General features: G+C 45.7%; 19 protein-coding genes and 1 other annotated feature. Of the genes, 15 read left to right on the forward strand and 4 right to left on the reverse strand.

Going from position 1 to position 16,717, the window contains the following annotated elements:
* Nucleotides 1-3: 3 nt before the first annotated feature.
* Entirely contained in the window at nucleotides 4-207 is a 204-nt protein-coding gene (locus ENLAB_RS09290) for a hypothetical protein (protein ID WP_008376766.1), read from the reverse strand.
* Between the two features lie 150 nt (nucleotides 208-357).
* Here ENLAB_RS09290 and ENLAB_RS09295 point away from each other — a divergent pair, with 150 nt between their 5' ends.
* Entirely contained in the window at nucleotides 358-759 is a 402-nt protein-coding gene (locus tag ENLAB_RS09295; protein WP_244350796.1) for a DUF4809 family protein, read from the forward strand.
* 103 nt (nucleotides 760-862) lie between these two features.
* On the opposite strand, the gene ENLAB_RS09300 is transcribed toward ENLAB_RS09295, so the two are convergent.
* Entirely contained in the window at nucleotides 863-2,107 is a 1,245-nt protein-coding gene (locus ENLAB_RS09300) for a glutamate-5-semialdehyde dehydrogenase (protein WP_244350798.1), read from the reverse strand.
* A complete protein-coding gene (proB, locus tag ENLAB_RS09305; RefSeq protein ID WP_081117600.1) occupies nucleotides 2,104-2,919 on the reverse strand; it encodes a glutamate 5-kinase in 816 nt (271 codons plus the stop codon). The genes ENLAB_RS09300 and proB overlap by 4 nt, the downstream gene beginning before the upstream one ends.
* 189 nt (nucleotides 2,920-3,108) lie before the next feature.
* Here proB and ENLAB_RS09310 point away from each other — a divergent pair, with 189 nt between their 5' ends.
* The 12 genes from ENLAB_RS09310 (at nucleotide 3,109) to ENLAB_RS09365 (ending at nucleotide 13,418) form a co-directional block, all read left to right on the forward strand.
* A complete protein-coding gene (locus tag ENLAB_RS09310) occupies nucleotides 3,109-3,618 on the forward strand; it encodes a dCTP deaminase/dUTPase family protein (protein ID WP_081117601.1) in 510 nt (169 codons plus the stop codon).
* 44 nt (nucleotides 3,619-3,662) lie between these two features.
* Nucleotides 3,663-5,033 carry a DNA repair protein RadA gene (gene radA / locus ENLAB_RS09315; RefSeq protein ID WP_005226394.1) on the forward strand — a complete coding sequence of 457 codons (1,371 nt, stop codon included), beginning with the start codon at nucleotides 3,663-3,665 and terminating at the stop codon, nucleotides 5,031-5,033.
* A gap of 172 nt (nucleotides 5,034-5,205) precedes the next feature.
* Nucleotides 5,206-6,345 carry a PIN/TRAM domain-containing protein gene (locus tag ENLAB_RS09320; protein WP_005232908.1) on the forward strand — a complete coding sequence of 380 codons (1,140 nt, stop codon included), beginning with the start codon at nucleotides 5,206-5,208 and terminating at the stop codon, nucleotides 6,343-6,345.
* 169 nt (nucleotides 6,346-6,514) lie between these two features.
* The gene (gene gltX / locus ENLAB_RS09325) at nucleotides 6,515-7,972 is read left to right on the forward strand and encodes a glutamate--tRNA ligase (RefSeq protein ID WP_195265652.1); all 1,458 of its coding nucleotides are present in this window, start codon (nucleotides 6,515-6,517) and stop codon (nucleotides 7,970-7,972) included.
* Nucleotides 7,969-8,167: a binding site (T-box leader), on the forward strand. (Overlaps the previous gene by 4 nt.)
* Nucleotides 8,168-8,232: 65 nt before the next feature.
* Nucleotides 8,233-8,769 carry a serine O-acetyltransferase EpsC gene (epsC, locus tag ENLAB_RS09330; protein ID WP_081117733.1) on the forward strand — a complete coding sequence of 179 codons (537 nt, stop codon included), beginning with the start codon at nucleotides 8,233-8,235 and terminating at the stop codon, nucleotides 8,767-8,769.
* Nucleotides 8,762-10,174 carry a cysteine--tRNA ligase gene (cysS, locus tag ENLAB_RS09335; RefSeq protein WP_015508686.1) on the forward strand — a complete coding sequence of 471 codons (1,413 nt, stop codon included), beginning with the start codon at nucleotides 8,762-8,764 and terminating at the stop codon, nucleotides 10,172-10,174. The genes epsC and cysS overlap by 8 nt, the downstream gene beginning before the upstream one ends.
* Nucleotides 10,171-10,593 (forward strand): Mini-ribonuclease 3, encoded by a 423-nt coding sequence (locus ENLAB_RS09340; RefSeq protein ID WP_015508687.1) that lies wholly within the window; start codon nucleotides 10,171-10,173, stop codon nucleotides 10,591-10,593. Before cysS ends, ENLAB_RS09340 begins: the two co-directional genes overlap by 4 nt.
* The gene (gene rlmB, locus ENLAB_RS09345) at nucleotides 10,559-11,398 is read left to right on the forward strand and encodes a 23S rRNA (guanosine(2251)-2'-O)-methyltransferase RlmB (protein ID WP_010748485.1); all 840 of its coding nucleotides are present in this window, start codon (nucleotides 10,559-10,561) and stop codon (nucleotides 11,396-11,398) included. Before ENLAB_RS09340 ends, rlmB begins: the two co-directional genes overlap by 35 nt.
* A complete protein-coding gene (locus tag ENLAB_RS09350) occupies nucleotides 11,395-11,913 on the forward strand; it encodes an NYN domain-containing protein (RefSeq protein WP_005226413.1) in 519 nt (172 codons plus the stop codon). The genes rlmB and ENLAB_RS09350 overlap by 4 nt, the downstream gene beginning before the upstream one ends.
* Before the next feature lie 94 nt (nucleotides 11,914-12,007).
* Nucleotides 12,008-12,571 (forward strand): sigma-70 family RNA polymerase sigma factor, encoded by a 564-nt coding sequence (locus ENLAB_RS09355; protein WP_195265650.1) that lies wholly within the window; start codon nucleotides 12,008-12,010, stop codon nucleotides 12,569-12,571.
* 87 nt (nucleotides 12,572-12,658) lie between these two features.
* A complete protein-coding gene (locus ENLAB_RS09360; RefSeq protein WP_005226417.1) occupies nucleotides 12,659-12,904 on the forward strand; it encodes a Veg family protein in 246 nt (81 codons plus the stop codon).
* Nucleotides 12,905-12,965: 61 nt separating this feature from the next.
* Nucleotides 12,966-13,418, forward strand: coding sequence for a GNAT family N-acetyltransferase (locus ENLAB_RS09365; RefSeq protein WP_244350800.1), 453 nt, complete (start codon nucleotides 12,966-12,968; stop codon nucleotides 13,416-13,418).
* Between the two features lie 95 nt (nucleotides 13,419-13,513).
* Here ENLAB_RS09365 and mscL read toward each other — a convergent pair whose 3' ends face one another.
* Nucleotides 13,514-13,960, reverse strand: a complete 447-nt coding sequence (gene mscL / locus ENLAB_RS09370) for a large conductance mechanosensitive channel protein MscL (RefSeq protein ID WP_077453215.1) — start codon at nucleotides 13,958-13,960, stop codon at nucleotides 13,514-13,516.
* 161 nt (nucleotides 13,961-14,121) lie between these two features.
* Here mscL and yfmF point away from each other — a divergent pair, with 161 nt between their 5' ends.
* Both yfmF and yfmH read left to right on the forward strand, forming a co-directional pair.
* Nucleotides 14,122-15,390, forward strand: a complete 1,269-nt coding sequence (yfmF, locus tag ENLAB_RS09375; RefSeq protein WP_081117606.1) for an EF-P 5-aminopentanol modification-associated protein YfmF — start codon at nucleotides 14,122-14,124, stop codon at nucleotides 15,388-15,390.
* Nucleotides 15,383-16,681, forward strand: a complete 1,299-nt coding sequence (gene yfmH / locus ENLAB_RS09380; protein ID WP_005232896.1) for an EF-P 5-aminopentanol modification-associated protein YfmH — start codon at nucleotides 15,383-15,385, stop codon at nucleotides 16,679-16,681. The genes yfmF and yfmH overlap by 8 nt, the downstream gene beginning before the upstream one ends.
* Nucleotides 16,682-16,717 lie beyond the last annotated feature (36 nt).

The raw sequence follows: 16,717 nt of genomic DNA on the forward strand, positions 1-16,717 counted from the left end.
TGATTAACGATAATATTTTCTTGGCTTTTGGCGAATCGAGGTTAACCAGCGAACGATCAAAACGGCTAGCAGCAAAGGAATCCCGAAACGGAAGATCAATCCGATCAACCCACCAACAATGCCTAATACGACGGATAAAACAAGAGATGCTGCGATTAAAACTGCCACGACAGTAACGATTCTTCCTAATAAACTTTCTGTATTCATAGTGACTCCTCCTAGACTTTTTTTCTTATCCTTAGCATAGCAAGAAAGAAAAAGAAACACATCCAACTTAAGGCGGAATAATTGCTCCGCCGTGGGCCATAGGTTTGTGATAAACTAAACATGAATCATTCATGAAAGGAGTCAAAAAGAATGAACGTAGAAATCCTCACGAGCCAAGTCATCACGGAAGGAGGGTGCAATGCCTGTTTGCCTTATGAACTCAACACCTTCACGCTGCAGCTGCCAGATGGTCGTTGTTTTTCGCTAGAAAACTTGGATGCTGCTTCCTTGGTGATGCCCATTGCCCAGATCAATCAGTGGCAGACTCGCTTATTATTAGAAGAAGACGAAGGACTGATCTATCAAAAAGGAACGCAAGAAGTAATTTTCGTAGAGGGCAGCCGTCAGGATACGTTTTCCAGCAAAGGACAGACGATTGCTTGTCCGAAAAAGAGTTGCGAAGCTGACGTTTTTGCCACAACCAATCGAGTGCTGACAGAATTGTTCGGCATCGAACCGCTTTCCTTCGTTCTGGGGGCTGCACAAGCATAAGAGGACGAAAAAAAGCCGCTTGCGCATGTAGCGACCTCCTGAAGTTAGCTTTTTAGTCTAACTATTGGGGGGCATTACAGCAAGTGGCTGTTTTTGCGTATCGTTACTTACGGATCTGGCCTTCGCCATAAACAATGTATTTGGTGGAAGTCAGTGCTTCTAACCCCATTGGCCCACGGGCATGGAGTTTTTGCGTTGAGATGCCGATCTCGGCTCCAAAGCCAAACATAAAGCCATCGGTGAAACGGGTCGAGGCATTGACGTAAACCGCTGCCGCATCAATTTCTTTCAAGAAGCGTTGAGAAGCGAAATAATCATCAGTGATGATCGCTTCAGAGTGCTTCGTATTGTAGCGATTGATGTGGGCAATGGCTTCTTCTAGCGAAGCCACCACTTTGATCGCTAAGATATAGTCTAAAAACTCGGTTGCCCAGTCCTCTTCAGTGGCAAGCTGCGCGTTGTTTAAAAACGCCAACGCTTTTTGATCTCCTCGCAATTCGACTTGATCGGCAAATTGCTGTTCTACCATAGGCAAAAATTCTGCCGCCACTGCTTCATGGACGAGGATCGTTTCGATGGCATTGCAGACAGAAGGGCGTTGCGTCTTTGCATTCGTGACGATCGCCAGAGCCATCGGCAGCTGGGCTGCTTGGTCGATGTAGATATGGTTGTTGCCGGTGCCGGTTTCGATCACTGGTACTGTGGCGGTCTCTTTGACACGACGAATCAAGCCGGCGCCCCCCCGGGGGATCAAAACATCCAAGTAATCTGTCAGCCGCATCAGCTTAGCCGCTGTTTCGTGGCTCGTGTCTTCGATAAACTGGATCGCATGGCGGGAGTGTCCGTTGGCAGCTAATGCCTCTTGTAAAATAGTCACGAGGACTTGATTGGAGTGGAAGGCTTCTTTTCCGCCACGCAAAATCACGGCATTTCCTGATTTGAAACACAGACTAGCCGCGTCAGTAGTGACATTAGGGCGGGCTTCGTAGATGATGCCGATGACCCCTAAAGGCACCCGCTGTTGACCAATCAAAAGATCGTCAGCATTGCGCCACATTTTATCCACGGCACCGATTGGATCGGGCAATTGGGCGACTTCTCGGATGCCGTTAGCCATCTCGGTGATCCGTTGTTCTGTCAGCAACAGACGATCTAGCATCGTTTGGCTGGTTCCTTTGGCTTTTGCGGCGGTTAGATCTTGTTGATTAGCAGCTAAAATCTTCTCGGTAGCTTTTTCTAAAGCATCGGCCATCGCTGCCAGTAGGTGGTTTTTTTCACTGGCACTCAGTAAGCTTAATACCTGGGCGCTTGCTTGTGCTTGTTGACCGATCGTTTGTAAATTGCTCATTGCTCATCCTCCGTTCGTTGATAAAAGTGGGTGCCGACAGGTTCCCCTGCGAGCAAGTCAAAAATAATTTTCGGCTGCTTGCCGTTAGCCAGCAGCATGTGACTGTTCAAGTCTAAGATACGTTGAGCGGCTTTTAATTTGCTGGTCATACCGCCGGTTCCATAAGGACTGCCTTTTCCCGTAGCTTGTTCTAAAAGTTCCGGGGTGATTTCATTGATCTCGGAATACAAAACAGCCTCAGGATCATTTAGCGGATTGGCGGAATAAAAGCCGTCGATATCAGAAAGCATGATCAAAAGCTCGGCTTTCGTCAACTGAGCGACGATCGCTGACAGCTGGTCATTGTCGCCAAATTTGGTGAGATGGTCTAATTCATCCACTGCCACTGTGTCGTTTTCATTAATAATCGGGATGATCCCCATCGCAAGTAACTGCTCTAAGGTGTTGCTAACATTTTGACGGCTTTGGGGAAATTCGATGATGTCTCTGGTCAGCAGGATCTGTGCAGTCTGCTGGCTATAGCTTTGAAAACGCTGGTTGTAGATCGTCATCAGTTCCGATTGGCCAACGGCGGCCACGGCTTGCTGCTGCGGGATCTCCACGGGTCGTTCTTTCAAATTCAACTTGTTCATGCCAACACCGATCGCACCAGAGGAAACTAAGATGATTTCTTTGCCTTGGTTTTGTAAAGCTGCTAAGACAAAGGCTAATTCATCGATACCAGCTAGATTGATGGCACCATTGGGATAAATCAACGAGCTGGTGCCGATTTTTACAACGATTCGGTTTTTGTTTGAAAGATCTGCGCGCATATGCCACCGCCTATTTTTTGATATTTTTTCTATTGTACTCGCAAATGGGCGTTTCGTCATGCTCTTTTTTCTTTTTGAGCTATTTTTAAACGAAGAAATTGTAAAGACTTTTCGATAATTGTGTTTTCCATGAAGAAAATAGTTCTTCCTATGCTAAAATAGCTATATGTTTTATTATTGGAGGAACCCATGAAATTACGAGGATTTGAAATTATTACATCATATAAAGAAAAAAGCATCACCTTGCCTCAACGTGCCACCCATCATGCGGCTGGTTACGACTTTGAAGCAGCGGAAGAAATCGTGGTGCCAAGCATTTGGAAAGCGGGCGTGATCGACGGGGTCAAAGCGCTGTTGGCAAAAGAGACCGCAAAACAGTTGAAGCCAACCTTGATTCCCACGGGGATCAAAGCCTATATGGGGGAAGACGAGTATTTGCAGCTGACAAATCGTTCCAGCAATCCTTTGAAACGTTTCTTAGTCTTGACGAATGGTGTCGGCGTCATCGACAGCGATTACTATGACAATCCAGATAATGAAGGGCATATCATGTTTCAGTTTACCAATTTCGGCCCCACAGATGTCGTCATTAAAAAAGGCGAGCGGATCGGTCAAGGAATTTTCTTGCCGTTCTTAAAAGCTGATCAAGATACAACCACTGCCAGCCGAACCGGCGGCTTTGGCTCCTCGAATCAGTAAATCCTGCCTGGGGGTCTGTTTGATAGAAGTAGTGGAGGAGATCAATGGCAAAAAAAGCAAAAAGTCAATTTGTCTGTCAAAACTGCGGGTATAGTTCCCCTAAGTATTTAGGAAAATGCCCCAATTGCGGCAGCTGGAATTCAATGGTAGAAGAAGTGATCCAAGAAACTGCTGATCGTCGTGTACGAACAACATTGACCGGTCAAAAGATGCAGCCGACGAAAATTGCCGATGTCGTACCGAAAAAAGAACCGCGGGTCCAAACGAAACTCGCTGAATTGAATCGCGTCTTAGGCGGCGGCGTGGTCCCAGGTTCCTTGATTTTGATCGGTGGGGATCCCGGGATCGGAAAATCGACGCTGCTCTTGCAAGTTTCCCAGCAATTAGCAGCGATCGGCGGAACGGTCTTGTATGTGTCAGGAGAAGAAAGTGCCGAGCAGATCAAAATGAGGGCGCAGCGCTTAGGCGCCATCGACACGGAATTTTATCTCTATGGGGAAACGGACATGTCAGAGATCAGTAAAGCGATCGAAAACATCCGTCCAGATTATGTGATCATCGATTCGATCCAAACCATGACCCAACCGGATATCACCAGTGTGGCAGGCAGTGTCAGCCAAGTGCGAGAAACGACCGCAGAATTGCTGAAAATCGCTAAAACCAATGGCATCGCCATCTTTATCGTTGGCCACGTGACGAAGGAAGGCTCGATCGCAGGACCGCGGATGCTGGAGCACATGGTGGATACCGTCTTGTATTTCGAAGGTGAAAAGCACCACAGCTTTCGGATTTTGCGGGCCGTCAAAAACCGCTTTGGATCCACCAATGAGATCGGGATTTTTGAAATGGAAGAAGGCGGGTTGAAAGAAGTCGCCAATCCGTCACAAGTCTTTTTGGAAGAACGCTTAGAAGGCGCAACTGGATCGGCGATCGTAGTGGCAATGGAAGGCAGTCGGCCAATCTTGGTGGAGATCCAAGCTTTGGTCACGCCAACGATGTTCGGCAATGCCAAACGCACGACGACGGGGCTAGACTTCAACCGCGTCTCGCTGATCATGGCGGTTTTAGAAAAACGGGCAGGCTTGCTGCTGCAAAATCAAGATGCCTACTTAAAAGCAGCCGGCGGGGTCAAATTAAATGAACCCGCGATCGATCTAGCGATCGCTGTTAGTATCGCGTCTAGCTATAAAGAAAAAGGCACCAGCCCGACGGAGTGTTTTATCGGTGAAATTGGCTTGACAGGTGAGATTCGCCGAGTCAATGCGATCGAGCAACGGGTCAAAGAGGTGCAAAAACTGGGTTTTACGAAAGTTTATTTGCCGAAAAACAATCTGACTGGCTGGCAGCCGCCTAAAGGCATCGAAGTCGAAGGCGTGTCTACCTTAGCCGAAACCTTACGGAAAGTCTTCCGTTAAAGTGGAGTCAATGCAAGAGCAAGGGGCAATCTCCCTTCCTCTTGCCCTGACGCTGCTGGTTCATTCATTTGAACCAAACAACCGATCGACAACCGCTGACTGGCGGAAAGAGCCTGTTTGGCAGCACGGATTTTTGAACAAAAGAAACCTACTGGAGTATGGAGGAACATGTATGCAGAAACGAGTCATTACCGCACTAATGGTACTTGCCGGAGCAAGTCTAGGGATCTCACTGATGCCTATCGCATGGCAAGCCATTGGGCAAACCCAAAACGAATGGCTGAATAATAACATCACTAATAGTTTGCTTGGAGCCCTTATTTTCTTTTTATTATCTTTACTATTAGCGAAATATATTGCAGCCGGTATTCGCAAAATTGAAGAAAAACTAAGTGAATTGAGCTTGACCTATCTCTTGTTTGGCGCAATTGGTTCGATCATCGGTCTGATGATCGGTGTGATTGTGTCGATTCCTTTTTACAATTGGGACATTCCTTTTATCAACGGGATCGCCCCAATCTTAGTGATGGTCCTGTTAGGGTATCTCGGTTTTCAGATCGGGACGACACGGATCGATGAATGGAAAAAAGTCTTTGCCCCGAAAAACAAAAAGGCAGAGCCGCAAGAGCAAGATGAACAGCAGATGCTGGAAAGAAAAATCGCGGACCATTTCCACAAATACAAAATTTTGGATACCAGCGTGATCATTGATGGTCGGATCTATGACATTGCTAAAACGGGCTTTTTAGAAGGCGTCTTGCTGATTCCGAATTTTGTCTTGTACGAATTGCAATACATCGCAGATTCTGGCGATAGTTTGAAACGGGTTCGAGGCCGCCGCGGCTTGGATATTTTGAATGCTTTGCAAAAAGAAGAAGGCATCGCAGTTGAGATGTACGAAGGCGATTTTGAAGACATTTCCGAAGTCGACAGCAAGCTGATCAAGTTAGCGAAATTGCTGGATGGTGTCGTTGTGACTAATGACTACAATTTAAACAAAGTTTCTGAATTTCAAAATGTGCCGGTCTTGAATATCAATGCGTTGGCCAATGCGGTCAAACCAGTGGTGATTCCAGGAGAAAGCATGCACGTCTTAGTAGTGAAAGCTGGCACGGAGCGCCAGCAAGGGGTCGCTTATCTAGATGACGGGACGATGGTCGTGGTGGAAGATGGCCAGCATTACATGAATGAACACATCGAAGTGATCGTCACCAGCGCTTTGCAAACGGCAGCTGGGCGGATGATTTTTGCCAAACCAGCCCATTCTGGTCGCGGCATCGACAACAAAGAAGGATCAAAATCAGAGAAATAATCCTCGGCAGCTGGCGTAAAATATGTCAGCTGCCTTTACTAATTGGGTTATTGATTGTACAATTCAACTTGAGGGTTCTGTTTTTTACGCGGGTCTTTCCCACTAAACTGAACAATAAGCCCCAAGCAGCTTGGCTGGCTTGGAAATCAGATGAAGGAAGAGGAAAACAATGACAAAAGTACGTGTACGTTACGCGCCAAGTCCAACAGGACATTTACACATCGGGAATGCTCGGACGGCTTTATTCAATTATTTGTTTGCTCGTCATAATGACGGTGAATTTATTATCCGAATCGAAGACACCGATCAAAAAAGAAACATTGAAGATGGTGAAAAAAGTCAGCTTGAAAACTTGCAATGGTTAGGGATGGATTGGGACGAATCACCTGAAAATCCAGGGGAATATGGGCCGTATCGTCAATCAGAACGCGGCGATATCTACCAACCACTGATCGATCAATTGCTTGCAAGCAATCGTGCGTATAAGTGTTATTGTACGGAAGAAGAGTTGGAAGCCGAACGCGAAGGCCAAAGAACGCGTGGCGAAATGCCTCATTATGCAGGGAAATGTGCCAACTTAACACCGGAAGAGCAAGCCGAAAAAGAAGCACAAGGCTTGAAACCAGTGATTCGTTTCCGTGTCTCTCGCAATACTGAATACAAATTCCATGACATGGTCAAAGGCGAGATCGTTTTTGAATCAGATAATGTCGGTGGCGATTTTGTCATCCAAAAACGTGATGGCATGCCGACCTACAACTTTGCAGTAGCAGTGGATGACCATCATATGAAAATCACCCATGTGTTGCGTGGAGATGACCACATCGCCAACACACCAAAACAGTTGATGATCTATGAAGCATTTGGCTGGCAAGCACCGGAATTCGGTCACATGACGTTGATCATCAATAGCGAAACTGGGAAAAAATTAAGCAAACGGGACGAATCGATTCTGCAATTCATCGAGCAATACCGTGAATTGGGCTATTTGCCAGATGCTATGTTCAACTTTATTGCACTTTTAGGCTGGTCACCAGTTGGGGAAGAAGAAATCTTCTCTCAAGAAGAATTGATCAAAATCTTTGATCCTGAACGGTTGAGCAAATCACCAGCTGCCTTCGATGCCAAGAAATTGGAATGGGTCAATAACCAATACATGAAACAAATGGATTTGGATGAATTGACGGCAATGTGCGTTCCTTACTTGGTAAAAGCTGGCCGCATCGAGGAAACATTGACCGAAGAAAAAGCTGCTTGGTTGAAAAAAATCGTGTCCTTGTATCAACCACAAATGAGTTTTGCGGCACAAATCGTCGATCTTTCGGAATTGTTCTTCGAGGAACACCCTGAATTAGATGATGCAGCCAAAGAAGTCTTAGCAGGAGAAACTGTACCGACGGTTTTGACAGCCTTTAAAGAAAAATTACAGGCGATGCCAGTCGTTGAGGCTGCAGCAGTCAAAGCAGCCATAAAAGAGATCCAAAAAGAAACAGGCATCAAAGGCAAGAATTTATTCATGCCGATCCGCGTGGCGGTCTCAGGCCAAACCCACGGACCAGAACTACCGGATACCGTTGAATTATTAGGGAAAGAAAAAGCCCTTGATCATTTGAATAACGTGTTATAAACACAGCGAATAGACGAAGTACTAGCCGATTTTTTTCAGAGAGGCCACGGAAGGTGAGAGTGGTCAAAAAAGGCTAGGAAATGCACCTAGGAGTGGCTTTGGCGCAAGTCAAAGACGAAGCAGCGGACGTTACCCGCTTGAAGGCAGTACCGAACTGCGAACAAAAGTGGGACCACGCAAAAAAGCGTCTTTTGAATAAGGAAACTTATTTGAAAGACGCTTTTTTCGTATCAAGAAGTTTGGATAAAGTAGGTGAGAAGATGACTTGGTTCAAAAAAGCAATTGCGGCAACAAAAAAACACGATCCGTCGGTACGATCAACGTTGGAGATCATCATCACATACCCAGGATTTCATGCCTTGTTTTGGCATCGTTGGTCGCATTTTTTGTTTCAGCATCGCTGGTATTTTTTGGCAAAACTGACGGCCCAGTTTTGGCGTTTCTTGACTGGGATCGAGATTCATCCTGGTGCGCAGATCGGCCAAGGGGTCTTTATCGATCATGGGATGGGGGTCGTGATCGGGGAAACGGCGATCATTGAAGATGATGTCGTCTTGTTTCACGGGGTCACCTTAGGGGGAACCGGTAAAGAGCGGGGCAAGCGTCATCCCACGGTTAAAACCGGTGCGTTTCTCTCAGCCCATGCGCAGATCTTAGGTCCTGTCACGATCGGTGAATATGCAAAGATCGGCGCCAATGCAGTGGTTTTGAAGGATATCCCCGCAGAAGCAACTGCTGTCGGCATCCCAGCAAAGATCGTTCGAATCAAAGGAAAGAAGGTTACCCACGATGATTAAAATCTATAATACGCTGACACGGGAAAAAGAAGTGTTTCAGCCATTGGAAGAAAAGAAAGTAAAAATGTATGTTTGCGGACCCACGGTCTATAACTATATCCATATCGGGAATGGCCGCAGTACCGTTTCATTTGATACCGTACGTCGTTATTTCGAATACCGCGGCTATACAGTGGACTATTTGATGAATTTTACCGATGTCGATGATAAAATCATTCGTGCGGCAAAAGAATTAGGCACGACGGCCCCAGAAGTGGCAGAGCGTTTTATCAACGCCTTCAATGAAGATACCGCAGCGCTGAATGTCAAACCTGCTACGATGAATCCTCGTGTGATGGATCATATCGAAGACATCATTGCCTTTATTGCTGCGCTTGTAGAAAAAGGCTATGCCTATCCGGTCAATGGCGATGTTTATTACCGTACCCGTAAATTTGCTCACTATGGGCAATTAAGCGACCAATCCATCGATGAGCTGGAAGTTGGCGCAAGCCAGCGGACCGGTGAAGAACAAAAAATCAAGGAAGATCCGTTGGATTTTGCTTTGTGGAAAGCGGCAAAAGGCGATGAGATCGCTTGGGAATCTCCTTGGGGAGCCGGTCGTCCCGGCTGGCATATCGAATGCTCGGTGATGGCGACCAAACACCTAGGCGAGACCATCGATATTCATGGAGGCGGACAAGACTTGACCTTCCCGCATCATGAAAATGAGATCGCCCAAAGCGAGGCAAAAACCGGCAAGACCTTTGCCAACTATTGGATGCATAATGGCTATGTGACGATCGGTGAAGACGAAGAAAAAATGAGTAAGTCGCTAGGCAACTTCGTCACGGTGCATGAGATGGTAAAAAAAGTTGATCCACAGGTGCTGCGTTTCTTTTTGGCAACGACTCAGTACCGCCGACCAATCAAATACAGCGAGACTACCTTACATGAAGCACAAACCAATCTGCAAAAATTGCGGACGACCTATGAAAATGCCAAATTCCGCTTGAATAGCAGTCACTATCAAGCCAGCGATGAGGAAGTCAATGCAGCGGTTCTGGAAGAATTTGAAGAACGTTTCGTCAAAGAAATGGACGACGATTTCAACGCGGCTAACGGGATCACTGTGGTCTATGAATTGGCGAAGTGGCTGAACTTAGCTAGCGAAGACCCAGAAACAGATTTGGCTTTATTAGCCGCTGGATTAGCCAAATTCAGCGAATGGCTGACGATTTTCGGGATTTATTTTGTATCCGAAGAATTGCTGGATGAAGAAATCGAACAACTGATCAATGAACGGATCGCCGCCCGCAAAGCCAAAGATTTTGCCCGCAGCGACCAAATCCGTGATGAGTTGAAAGAACAAGGGATCATCTTAGAAGATACCCCGCAAGGAACCCGATGGAGACGAGAAGCATGAGAGATTATAAACAATTGAATGGTTTGGCATTGGCCTATGTGGGGGATGCGGTCTATGAAGTCTATATTCGCGATTATTTAGTCGCCCAAGGCCAAACTCGACCGAACCAACTGCACCATATGGCGACCCACTATGTATCTGCCAAAGCCCAAGCGGCGTTGATCCAAAAGATGTTGGATGAAGAGATCCTGACCGAAGAAGAACATGATTTTTACCGCCGCGGCCGTAATAGTAAAAGCCATACCGGTGCCAAAAATGCCGATGTCACGACGTATCGTATCGCTACTGGCTTTGAATCGCTGATCGGGTATTTGCACCTCACGCAGCAAAAAGAACGCTTAGACGAGCTAATAGACTGGTGTATAAAGAAAGTAGGAGAAGAAGATGCGAGAAAAACCGCAAAGAAAGCGTCCAAATAAAAAAACAGCTGGCCGATCAGAAGCCAGACAAGAAAATAGACCGGATCGCCGCAAAGAAGCCGCTGGAGAAGCCATCGAAGATAATTTTGTCTTTGGCTATCATGCGGTTGCTGAAGCCTTGAAAGAAGGGCGAGGCAACAAGCTGTTTCTTTCCGAAGAAGCACGGGGAGAAAAAATCGATCGTTTGAAAGAAATGGCGCGGGAACAGGCAGTTCCGGTCAAATGGGTGCCAAAACAAAAGCTGGATACGATGAGTGACCAAGGGGTCCATCAAGGCATGATCTTGGCGATCACTCCTTACCAGTATTTGACCTTGGATGAATTGTTGGCCCAAACGAAAGAACAGCCGCTGTATCTGATTTTGGATAATCTAGAAGATCCCCATAATTTTGGCTCCATCATGCGAACCGCTGATGCCAGCGGCGTAGACGGGATCATCATTCCGAAACACCGTGCGGTGGGGATCACGCCGATCGTGGTGAAAACATCGACTGGCGCAGTGGAACATATTCCTGTGGCCCGCGTGACTAATTTGACCCAAGCAGTCCAGCAGCTGAAAAAAGCTGGTTTTTGGATCTTTGGTACTGATATGAGCGGCAGTGATTACCGCACATGGAATGCTCAAGGGGCGGTCGGTTTGATCATCGGTAACGAAGGTCGCGGCATGGGAGAAGGCTTGAAAAAAGAAGTGGACCAAATGCTGACGATCCCAATGACCGGTCACGTGCAGAGCTTGAATGCCAGTGTAGCGGCGGGCTTGTTAATGTACCAGGCCTTTACTAGCCGAAATGGGGCGTCCCAATGAAAACCCCTTTGCTGATCGTGGATGGCTACAATATGATTGGCGCTTGGCCGGAGCTGGTTCTTTTGAAAAATCAGGACCGTTTAGAAGATGCCCGAGAAGCCTTACTGAACCGGCTGTCAAATTATGCAAAATATGAAGGGTTGAAAATCATCGTTGTTTTTGATGCCCAACTGGTGCCTGGTGTGACACAAAGTTACACCAAATATCAGCTGGAAGTTATTTTTACCGAAGAAGGAGAGACCGCCGACAGCTACATCGAACGAATCGCTGGTGAATTAAACAATCGATTGACGCAAGTCACCGTCGCTACCAGCGATTTAGCCGAACAGTGGGTGATCTTCTCTCAAGGTGCCTTGCGGACTTCGGCACGGGAATTGTACAAAAGCGTGGAAAAAACGGAAAAAGACATCCACGAGCATCAAACCGACTTGCGGTTTGAAAATTTCCGGCGCAATTCCCCCTGGTCACCGGAGCAATTAGCCGAACTTGAAAAGAAATTGCGGGACCTTAGTTAGGGACAAAGTTGGTCTGGTAAATTAGAAGATGACCGAGCCATTTATGATACGCTCCTTTTGTAGTAAATGAAGCAAAACAAAAGGAGTGATCTCGATGCGCACAAAGGAAAGACAAGTATCGCACCGTTCAGATAGATTTGAAGAGTTGTTCAGAAAATATCGACCGATCGTTGAGATTTTGCATAAAAAATATTATCTGCGGGATTATGACTTAGATGATTGGCTGCAAGAAGGTCGGATCGTTTTTAATAAGTGTCTAAAGACTTACGATCAGGACAAGGGAACGACGCTGGGTATCTTGTTTAAGCGATCCTTTGAAAACCGTATCTGCAGCTTGTTGCGGGCGCAGCATGCCCAAAAACGCAAAGCCCAAGTCGATGCCTGCTCGCTGGAAGAAAAGCTTTCACAAGAAGGCAATCGGTTTTTGACCGATCATAATCGCTGTGCGGAAACTGCAGAGACCTATTTGTTCGTTAATGAATCGTTAGCAGAGTATCCGAAAAATTTATCGTCTTTAGAACGAATGGTTATAATGAATTATTTAAAAGGATTAGAACTTGATCAGATTGCCGCACAAGAAAAGCTGCCTTACGAAAAAATAAAAAGCGCTTTCAGTCGCGGACGGACAAAGTTGATAGCGCTTATCAAGGGTGTTTAACAAAAATCTTATTGAAAGTAGAATTATTTTATGGTAAACTTGAAATTTTCTGCTTTTCGTGGTATGATGATGCTCGAGGTGAATGCGATGCCAACAACTTTAGCTACGATCAAGAAAGATTTAGAAGGCCGTATCGGTAGTGAGATTATGCTAGTTGCTCAGACTGGACGTAAGCGTCAAACTGAACGTCGCGGCGTTTTGACAGAAACTTATCCTTCAGTTTTTGTTGTAGATTTGGATCCAAATGAGAATTCATTCGAGCGGGTTTCTTATAGTTATTCAGATATTTTAACCAGAACTGTTGAGATTGAATTTTTATCAGAAGCTGTTTGAAACAAGAAGAGTTGACACTTTGTTGACTCTTTTTTGGTTCAATAAGATAAGGAGTGATGGGATGGCGTTTTTTCTAAAAGAGTTAGGGGAAATGACTGGGGTGGAGTTTTATCAACTTGCCCGTTTGCGTACAGCGGTTTTTGTGGTGGAACAAGCGTGTGCGTATCAAGAGATCGATGCGATCGATGAACAGGCCAAACATTTATGGACCCTCGATGAGGACGGACAGATCGTTTCCTACGCGCGTATTTTCCAGCAGGAACAAACGGTGCATTTTGGTCGGGTCATTGTGGCACCAGCATACCGGGGGCAAAACGAAGGTCATCGTCTGATCAAAGAAGTTTTGCAACGCATTGAGCAGTGTTATCCGGCTTTGCCTATTGAGATCGAAGCGCAAGCCCACTTAGAAAAATTCTACGGCCAGTATGGCTTTAAAACCATTACACCGCCTTTTTATGAAGACGGGATCCTGCATGTCGGGATGAAAAAAGAAGCAAGCACAGCGACTCTCTAGAAAGGTTCGCGTGCTTGCTTCTTTTAGCGCTAAGATTGATGAATCTGATGAATCCGAATGGTTTCTTTTGTCCTTATTGACAAAGAGCCGTCTTTTTATCTGATTGTATCGTCCAATGATGTTGGGCGTGGATCAACGGTGTTGGCAGTAGGTGTTTGTGCTTTTAAAAGATCACGAATCTCTTCTAAATAATCCTCTGCAGTGACTTCTGGTACTTCTTCTTCTTCAGGTTGTTGTTTCAGATTGCGTAATTTGTTGACTGCTTTGACAATCAAGAACAAAACAAATGCGGTAATCAAGAACGTAATAATGGCAGTGATTACGCGACCAAAATCAAAGACCACATTTTTGGCGGGTTCAAAGACCAAGCCAGAAAAGGCATCGGCGTTACCGAAGAGTGATAAGATCCATGAAACCAATGGCGTCAGCAATCCTTCAACTAAACTCGTGACGATTGCGGTGAAGGCACTCCCGATTACGACCCCGATCGCCAAGTCAATGACGTTTCCTCGTAAAATAAATTCTTTAAATTCTTTAATCATCCTGTATCCTCCCTTCTAAATCTTACTGATAGTATAGCGAAAAATGCAAGATTTATAAAAAAAAACGCTCGCTACAGTAGGTTTAATCAATGAGCCAAGGAGAAAGTTTGTCAGCTATGCTATAATTGAAGAGATAATTTTGCTTATAGAAGGGGTGTCACATGTCTATTGAATTAAAAAAAGGTGTTCGGTTAACGGTGCTGCCGACCAAAAAGTATAAAACGATCCGTTTTTTCGTTCGGTTCACTGCACCATTGCAGGCTGAAATGACCGCCAAACGGACTTTATTAACCAGTTTATTAGAAACGACTAGTTTGGCTTATCCGACACAGACCGCATTTAGCAGTCAACTGGCGGAGCTTTACGGTGCCAGCTTTGGTATGAATGTCAACAAACGAGGCAATCTGCATCAAATCAATGCAGCGATGTCCTTTGTCAACGGGAAGTATGTGTCAGATGAAGCCGTCTTGCCGCAAGCAGCCGCTTTTTTAGCAGAAGTTTTGTTCCATCCGAATGTTCACGAGGAGCAATTTGAAGAAAAGAACTTCACCATCGAAAAGCACAACTTGATCGCCTATATGAACAGCGTGGCCGAAGACAAGCAAGCATTGGCTTCTTTAGGGCTGCAAGAGTTGTATTTTGAAAACGATCAGAACCAGAAGTATCCGAGCTTTGGTCGTCCCCAAGACTTAGAAGCTGTGACCGCAAAAGAGCTTTACCAAACCTATCGCTCAATGATGGACAATGACCAAATCGATCTTTTCGTGATCGGCGATGTGGTTGAAGCAGAAGTCGCGGAGATTTTCCAGAACATGGCCTTTACCGATCGGCCAGACCAAGCAATGCCGGTCTTTTATCAGCAAGCGGCGGAAAACATCATTCGCGAGAAAATCTTGCGGGAACCAATCATTCAAGCCAAATTGAACTTAGGCTATCATACTGGCGTGTATTATGACCAAGCTGAGCGGATCGCCTTTATGGTCTTCAACGGGTTGTTTGGCGGTTTCCCCCATTCCAAATTGTTTATGAATGTCCGTGAGAAAGAAAGTTTGGCTTATTATGCGTCCAGCAGTATCGATACGTTTCGCGGGTACTTGTCGGTCCAAACAGGGATCGACGGCAAAAACCGGGACAAGGTCTTCAAATTGATCGAACAACAGCTGCAAAGCTTGCAGCGTGGCGAAGTCACAGCGGAAGAACTGGCACAAACAAAAGCGATGTTGAAAAACCAGTACTTGCTTTCGTTGGATAACCCACAAGCACTGATCGAAACAGCCTATCTGAATCAGTGGGTACCGAATACGAAAATGACGGAAGATGAATTTATGCAGAAATTGGCTCAAGTGACCGTGGCAGATGTCCAAGCATTGGCCAAAAACGTGTCCTTGCAAGCTGTATTCTTCCTGGATAAGGAGACGACCCATGAATAAAAAAGTCTATCAGCAAATCAATGAGACCCTTTATGAAGAAGTATTGCCAAACGGCTTGAAAGTTTATTTGCTGCCAAAAGCCGATTTCCATAAAACTTACGGACTTTTCAGTACGAACTATGGCTCTGTCGACAACCATTTCGGGTTTTCACCCGAAGCATTGCATCAAGTTCCAGATGGCATTGCCCATTTTCTAGAGCACAAACTGTTTGAAAAAGAAGACGGCGATGTCTTTCAAACCTTTGGTCAGCAGGGGGCTTCTGCCAATGCCTTTACCAGTTTCACGAAAACCAGCTACCTTTTTTCGGCAACCGATCAAATCAAGCTGAACCTTGAAACGTTGATCGATTTCGTTCAAGCCCCGTATTTCACAGAAGAAACCGTCGAAAAAGAAAAAGGGATCATTGGTCAAGAAATCCAAATGTATGATGACGATCCGAACTGGCAGCAGTTTTTCGGTATTATCAAAAATCTGTATCCAAAGCACCCCTTGCATATCGATATCGCTGGTACGGTGGAAAGTATTGCGCAGATCACCGCAGAAGACTTGTATCTTTGCTACAATACCTTCTATCACCCAAGCAATATGACACTTTTTGTGGTAGGCAATATCGATCCGGAAGAAACGATGGCGTGGATTCGGACCAATCAAGCGGCCAAGACCTTTCCAGAAACGCAAGCGATCATTCGCCAGTTTCCTGAAGAAACCTTTGCCGATATTCAAGCAGAATCAAGTCTTACCATGCCAGTAACACGTGCCAAAGGCGTGTTAGGGATCAAAGGGGACTTGAACAAACTGCCGGAATCAGGAAGAGAGCTCTTACGCTTCAAAAATGCGTTGAATCTTTTCTGCCAATTGGTTTTAGGCAATACGTCCGCCAATTATTTGCGTCTGTATGATCAAGGCATCATCGATGACACGTTTGGGTTTGAAGTGAACTTGGATCGCGGCTTTTACTTTGCCGATTTCTCGGGGGATTCTGAAGAGCCCAAAGAAATGTTGGCGGAGATCGAAGCGATCTTAATGAATTTCCAGCACGACCCAGAAATTAATGAAGAAAACTTGACGTTATTGAAGAAGAAAATGCTAGGGAAATATTTCCAATCACTGAACTCATTGGAGTTTATTGCAAACCAGTTTACCCAAAGCTTATTCGGAGAAACGACGCTCTTTGATCTACCGGAGGTGATCCAATCCATCACTTTAGAAGATGTTCAGCAAGCGGCTCGTTCCTTTATCGATCCTAAAGCGTTTAGCCGTTTTTACATGTATCCAACGGAAAAAGCCTAAACGAAGATGCATTTTGTTAACTAACTGTCATCTAAG

The organism is Enterococcus innesii (genome assembly GCF_022846515.1).
Classification (GTDB): Bacteria; Bacillota; Bacilli; order Lactobacillales; family Enterococcaceae; genus Enterococcus_D; species Enterococcus_D innesii.

Bases quoted from the DNA above. Each gene is read 5' to 3' on its own strand.
- ENLAB_RS09290 (WP_008376766.1), bottom strand. From the start codon at position 207: ATGAATACAGAAAGTTTATTAGGAAGAATCGTTACTGTCGTGGCAGTT.
- ENLAB_RS09295 (WP_244350796.1), top strand. From the start codon at position 358: ATGAACGTAGAAATCCTCACGAGCCAAGTCATCACGGAAGGAGGGTGC.
- ENLAB_RS09300 (WP_244350798.1), bottom strand. From the start codon at position 2,107: ATGAGCAATTTACAAACGATCGGTCAACAAGCACAAGCAAGCGCCCAG.
- proB (WP_081117600.1), bottom strand. From the start codon at position 2,919: ATGCGCGCAGATCTTTCAAACAAAAACCGAATCGTTGTAAAAATCGGC.
- ENLAB_RS09310 (WP_081117601.1), top strand. From the start codon at position 3,109: ATGAAATTACGAGGATTTGAAATTATTACATCATATAAAGAAAAAAGC.
- radA (WP_005226394.1), top strand. From the start codon at position 3,663: ATGGCAAAAAAAGCAAAAAGTCAATTTGTCTGTCAAAACTGCGGGTAT.
- ENLAB_RS09320 (WP_005232908.1), top strand. From the start codon at position 5,206: ATGCAGAAACGAGTCATTACCGCACTAATGGTACTTGCCGGAGCAAGT.
- gltX (WP_195265652.1), top strand. From the start codon at position 6,515: ATGACAAAAGTACGTGTACGTTACGCGCCAAGTCCAACAGGACATTTA.
- epsC (WP_081117733.1), top strand. From the start codon at position 8,233: ATGACTTGGTTCAAAAAAGCAATTGCGGCAACAAAAAAACACGATCCG.
- cysS (WP_015508686.1), top strand. From the start codon at position 8,762: ATGATTAAAATCTATAATACGCTGACACGGGAAAAAGAAGTGTTTCAG.
- ENLAB_RS09340 (WP_015508687.1), top strand. From the start codon at position 10,171: ATGAGAGATTATAAACAATTGAATGGTTTGGCATTGGCCTATGTGGGG.
- rlmB (WP_010748485.1), top strand. From the start codon at position 10,559: ATGCGAGAAAAACCGCAAAGAAAGCGTCCAAATAAAAAAACAGCTGGC.
- ENLAB_RS09350 (WP_005226413.1), top strand. From the start codon at position 11,395: ATGAAAACCCCTTTGCTGATCGTGGATGGCTACAATATGATTGGCGCT.
- ENLAB_RS09355 (WP_195265650.1), top strand. From the start codon at position 12,008: ATGCGCACAAAGGAAAGACAAGTATCGCACCGTTCAGATAGATTTGAA.
- ENLAB_RS09360 (WP_005226417.1), top strand. From the start codon at position 12,659: ATGCCAACAACTTTAGCTACGATCAAGAAAGATTTAGAAGGCCGTATC.
- ENLAB_RS09365 (WP_244350800.1), top strand. From the start codon at position 12,966: ATGGCGTTTTTTCTAAAAGAGTTAGGGGAAATGACTGGGGTGGAGTTT.
- mscL (WP_077453215.1), bottom strand. From the start codon at position 13,960: ATGATTAAAGAATTTAAAGAATTTATTTTACGAGGAAACGTCATTGAC.
- yfmF (WP_081117606.1), top strand. From the start codon at position 14,122: ATGTCTATTGAATTAAAAAAAGGTGTTCGGTTAACGGTGCTGCCGACC.
- yfmH (WP_005232896.1), top strand. From the start codon at position 15,383: ATGAATAAAAAAGTCTATCAGCAAATCAATGAGACCCTTTATGAAGAA.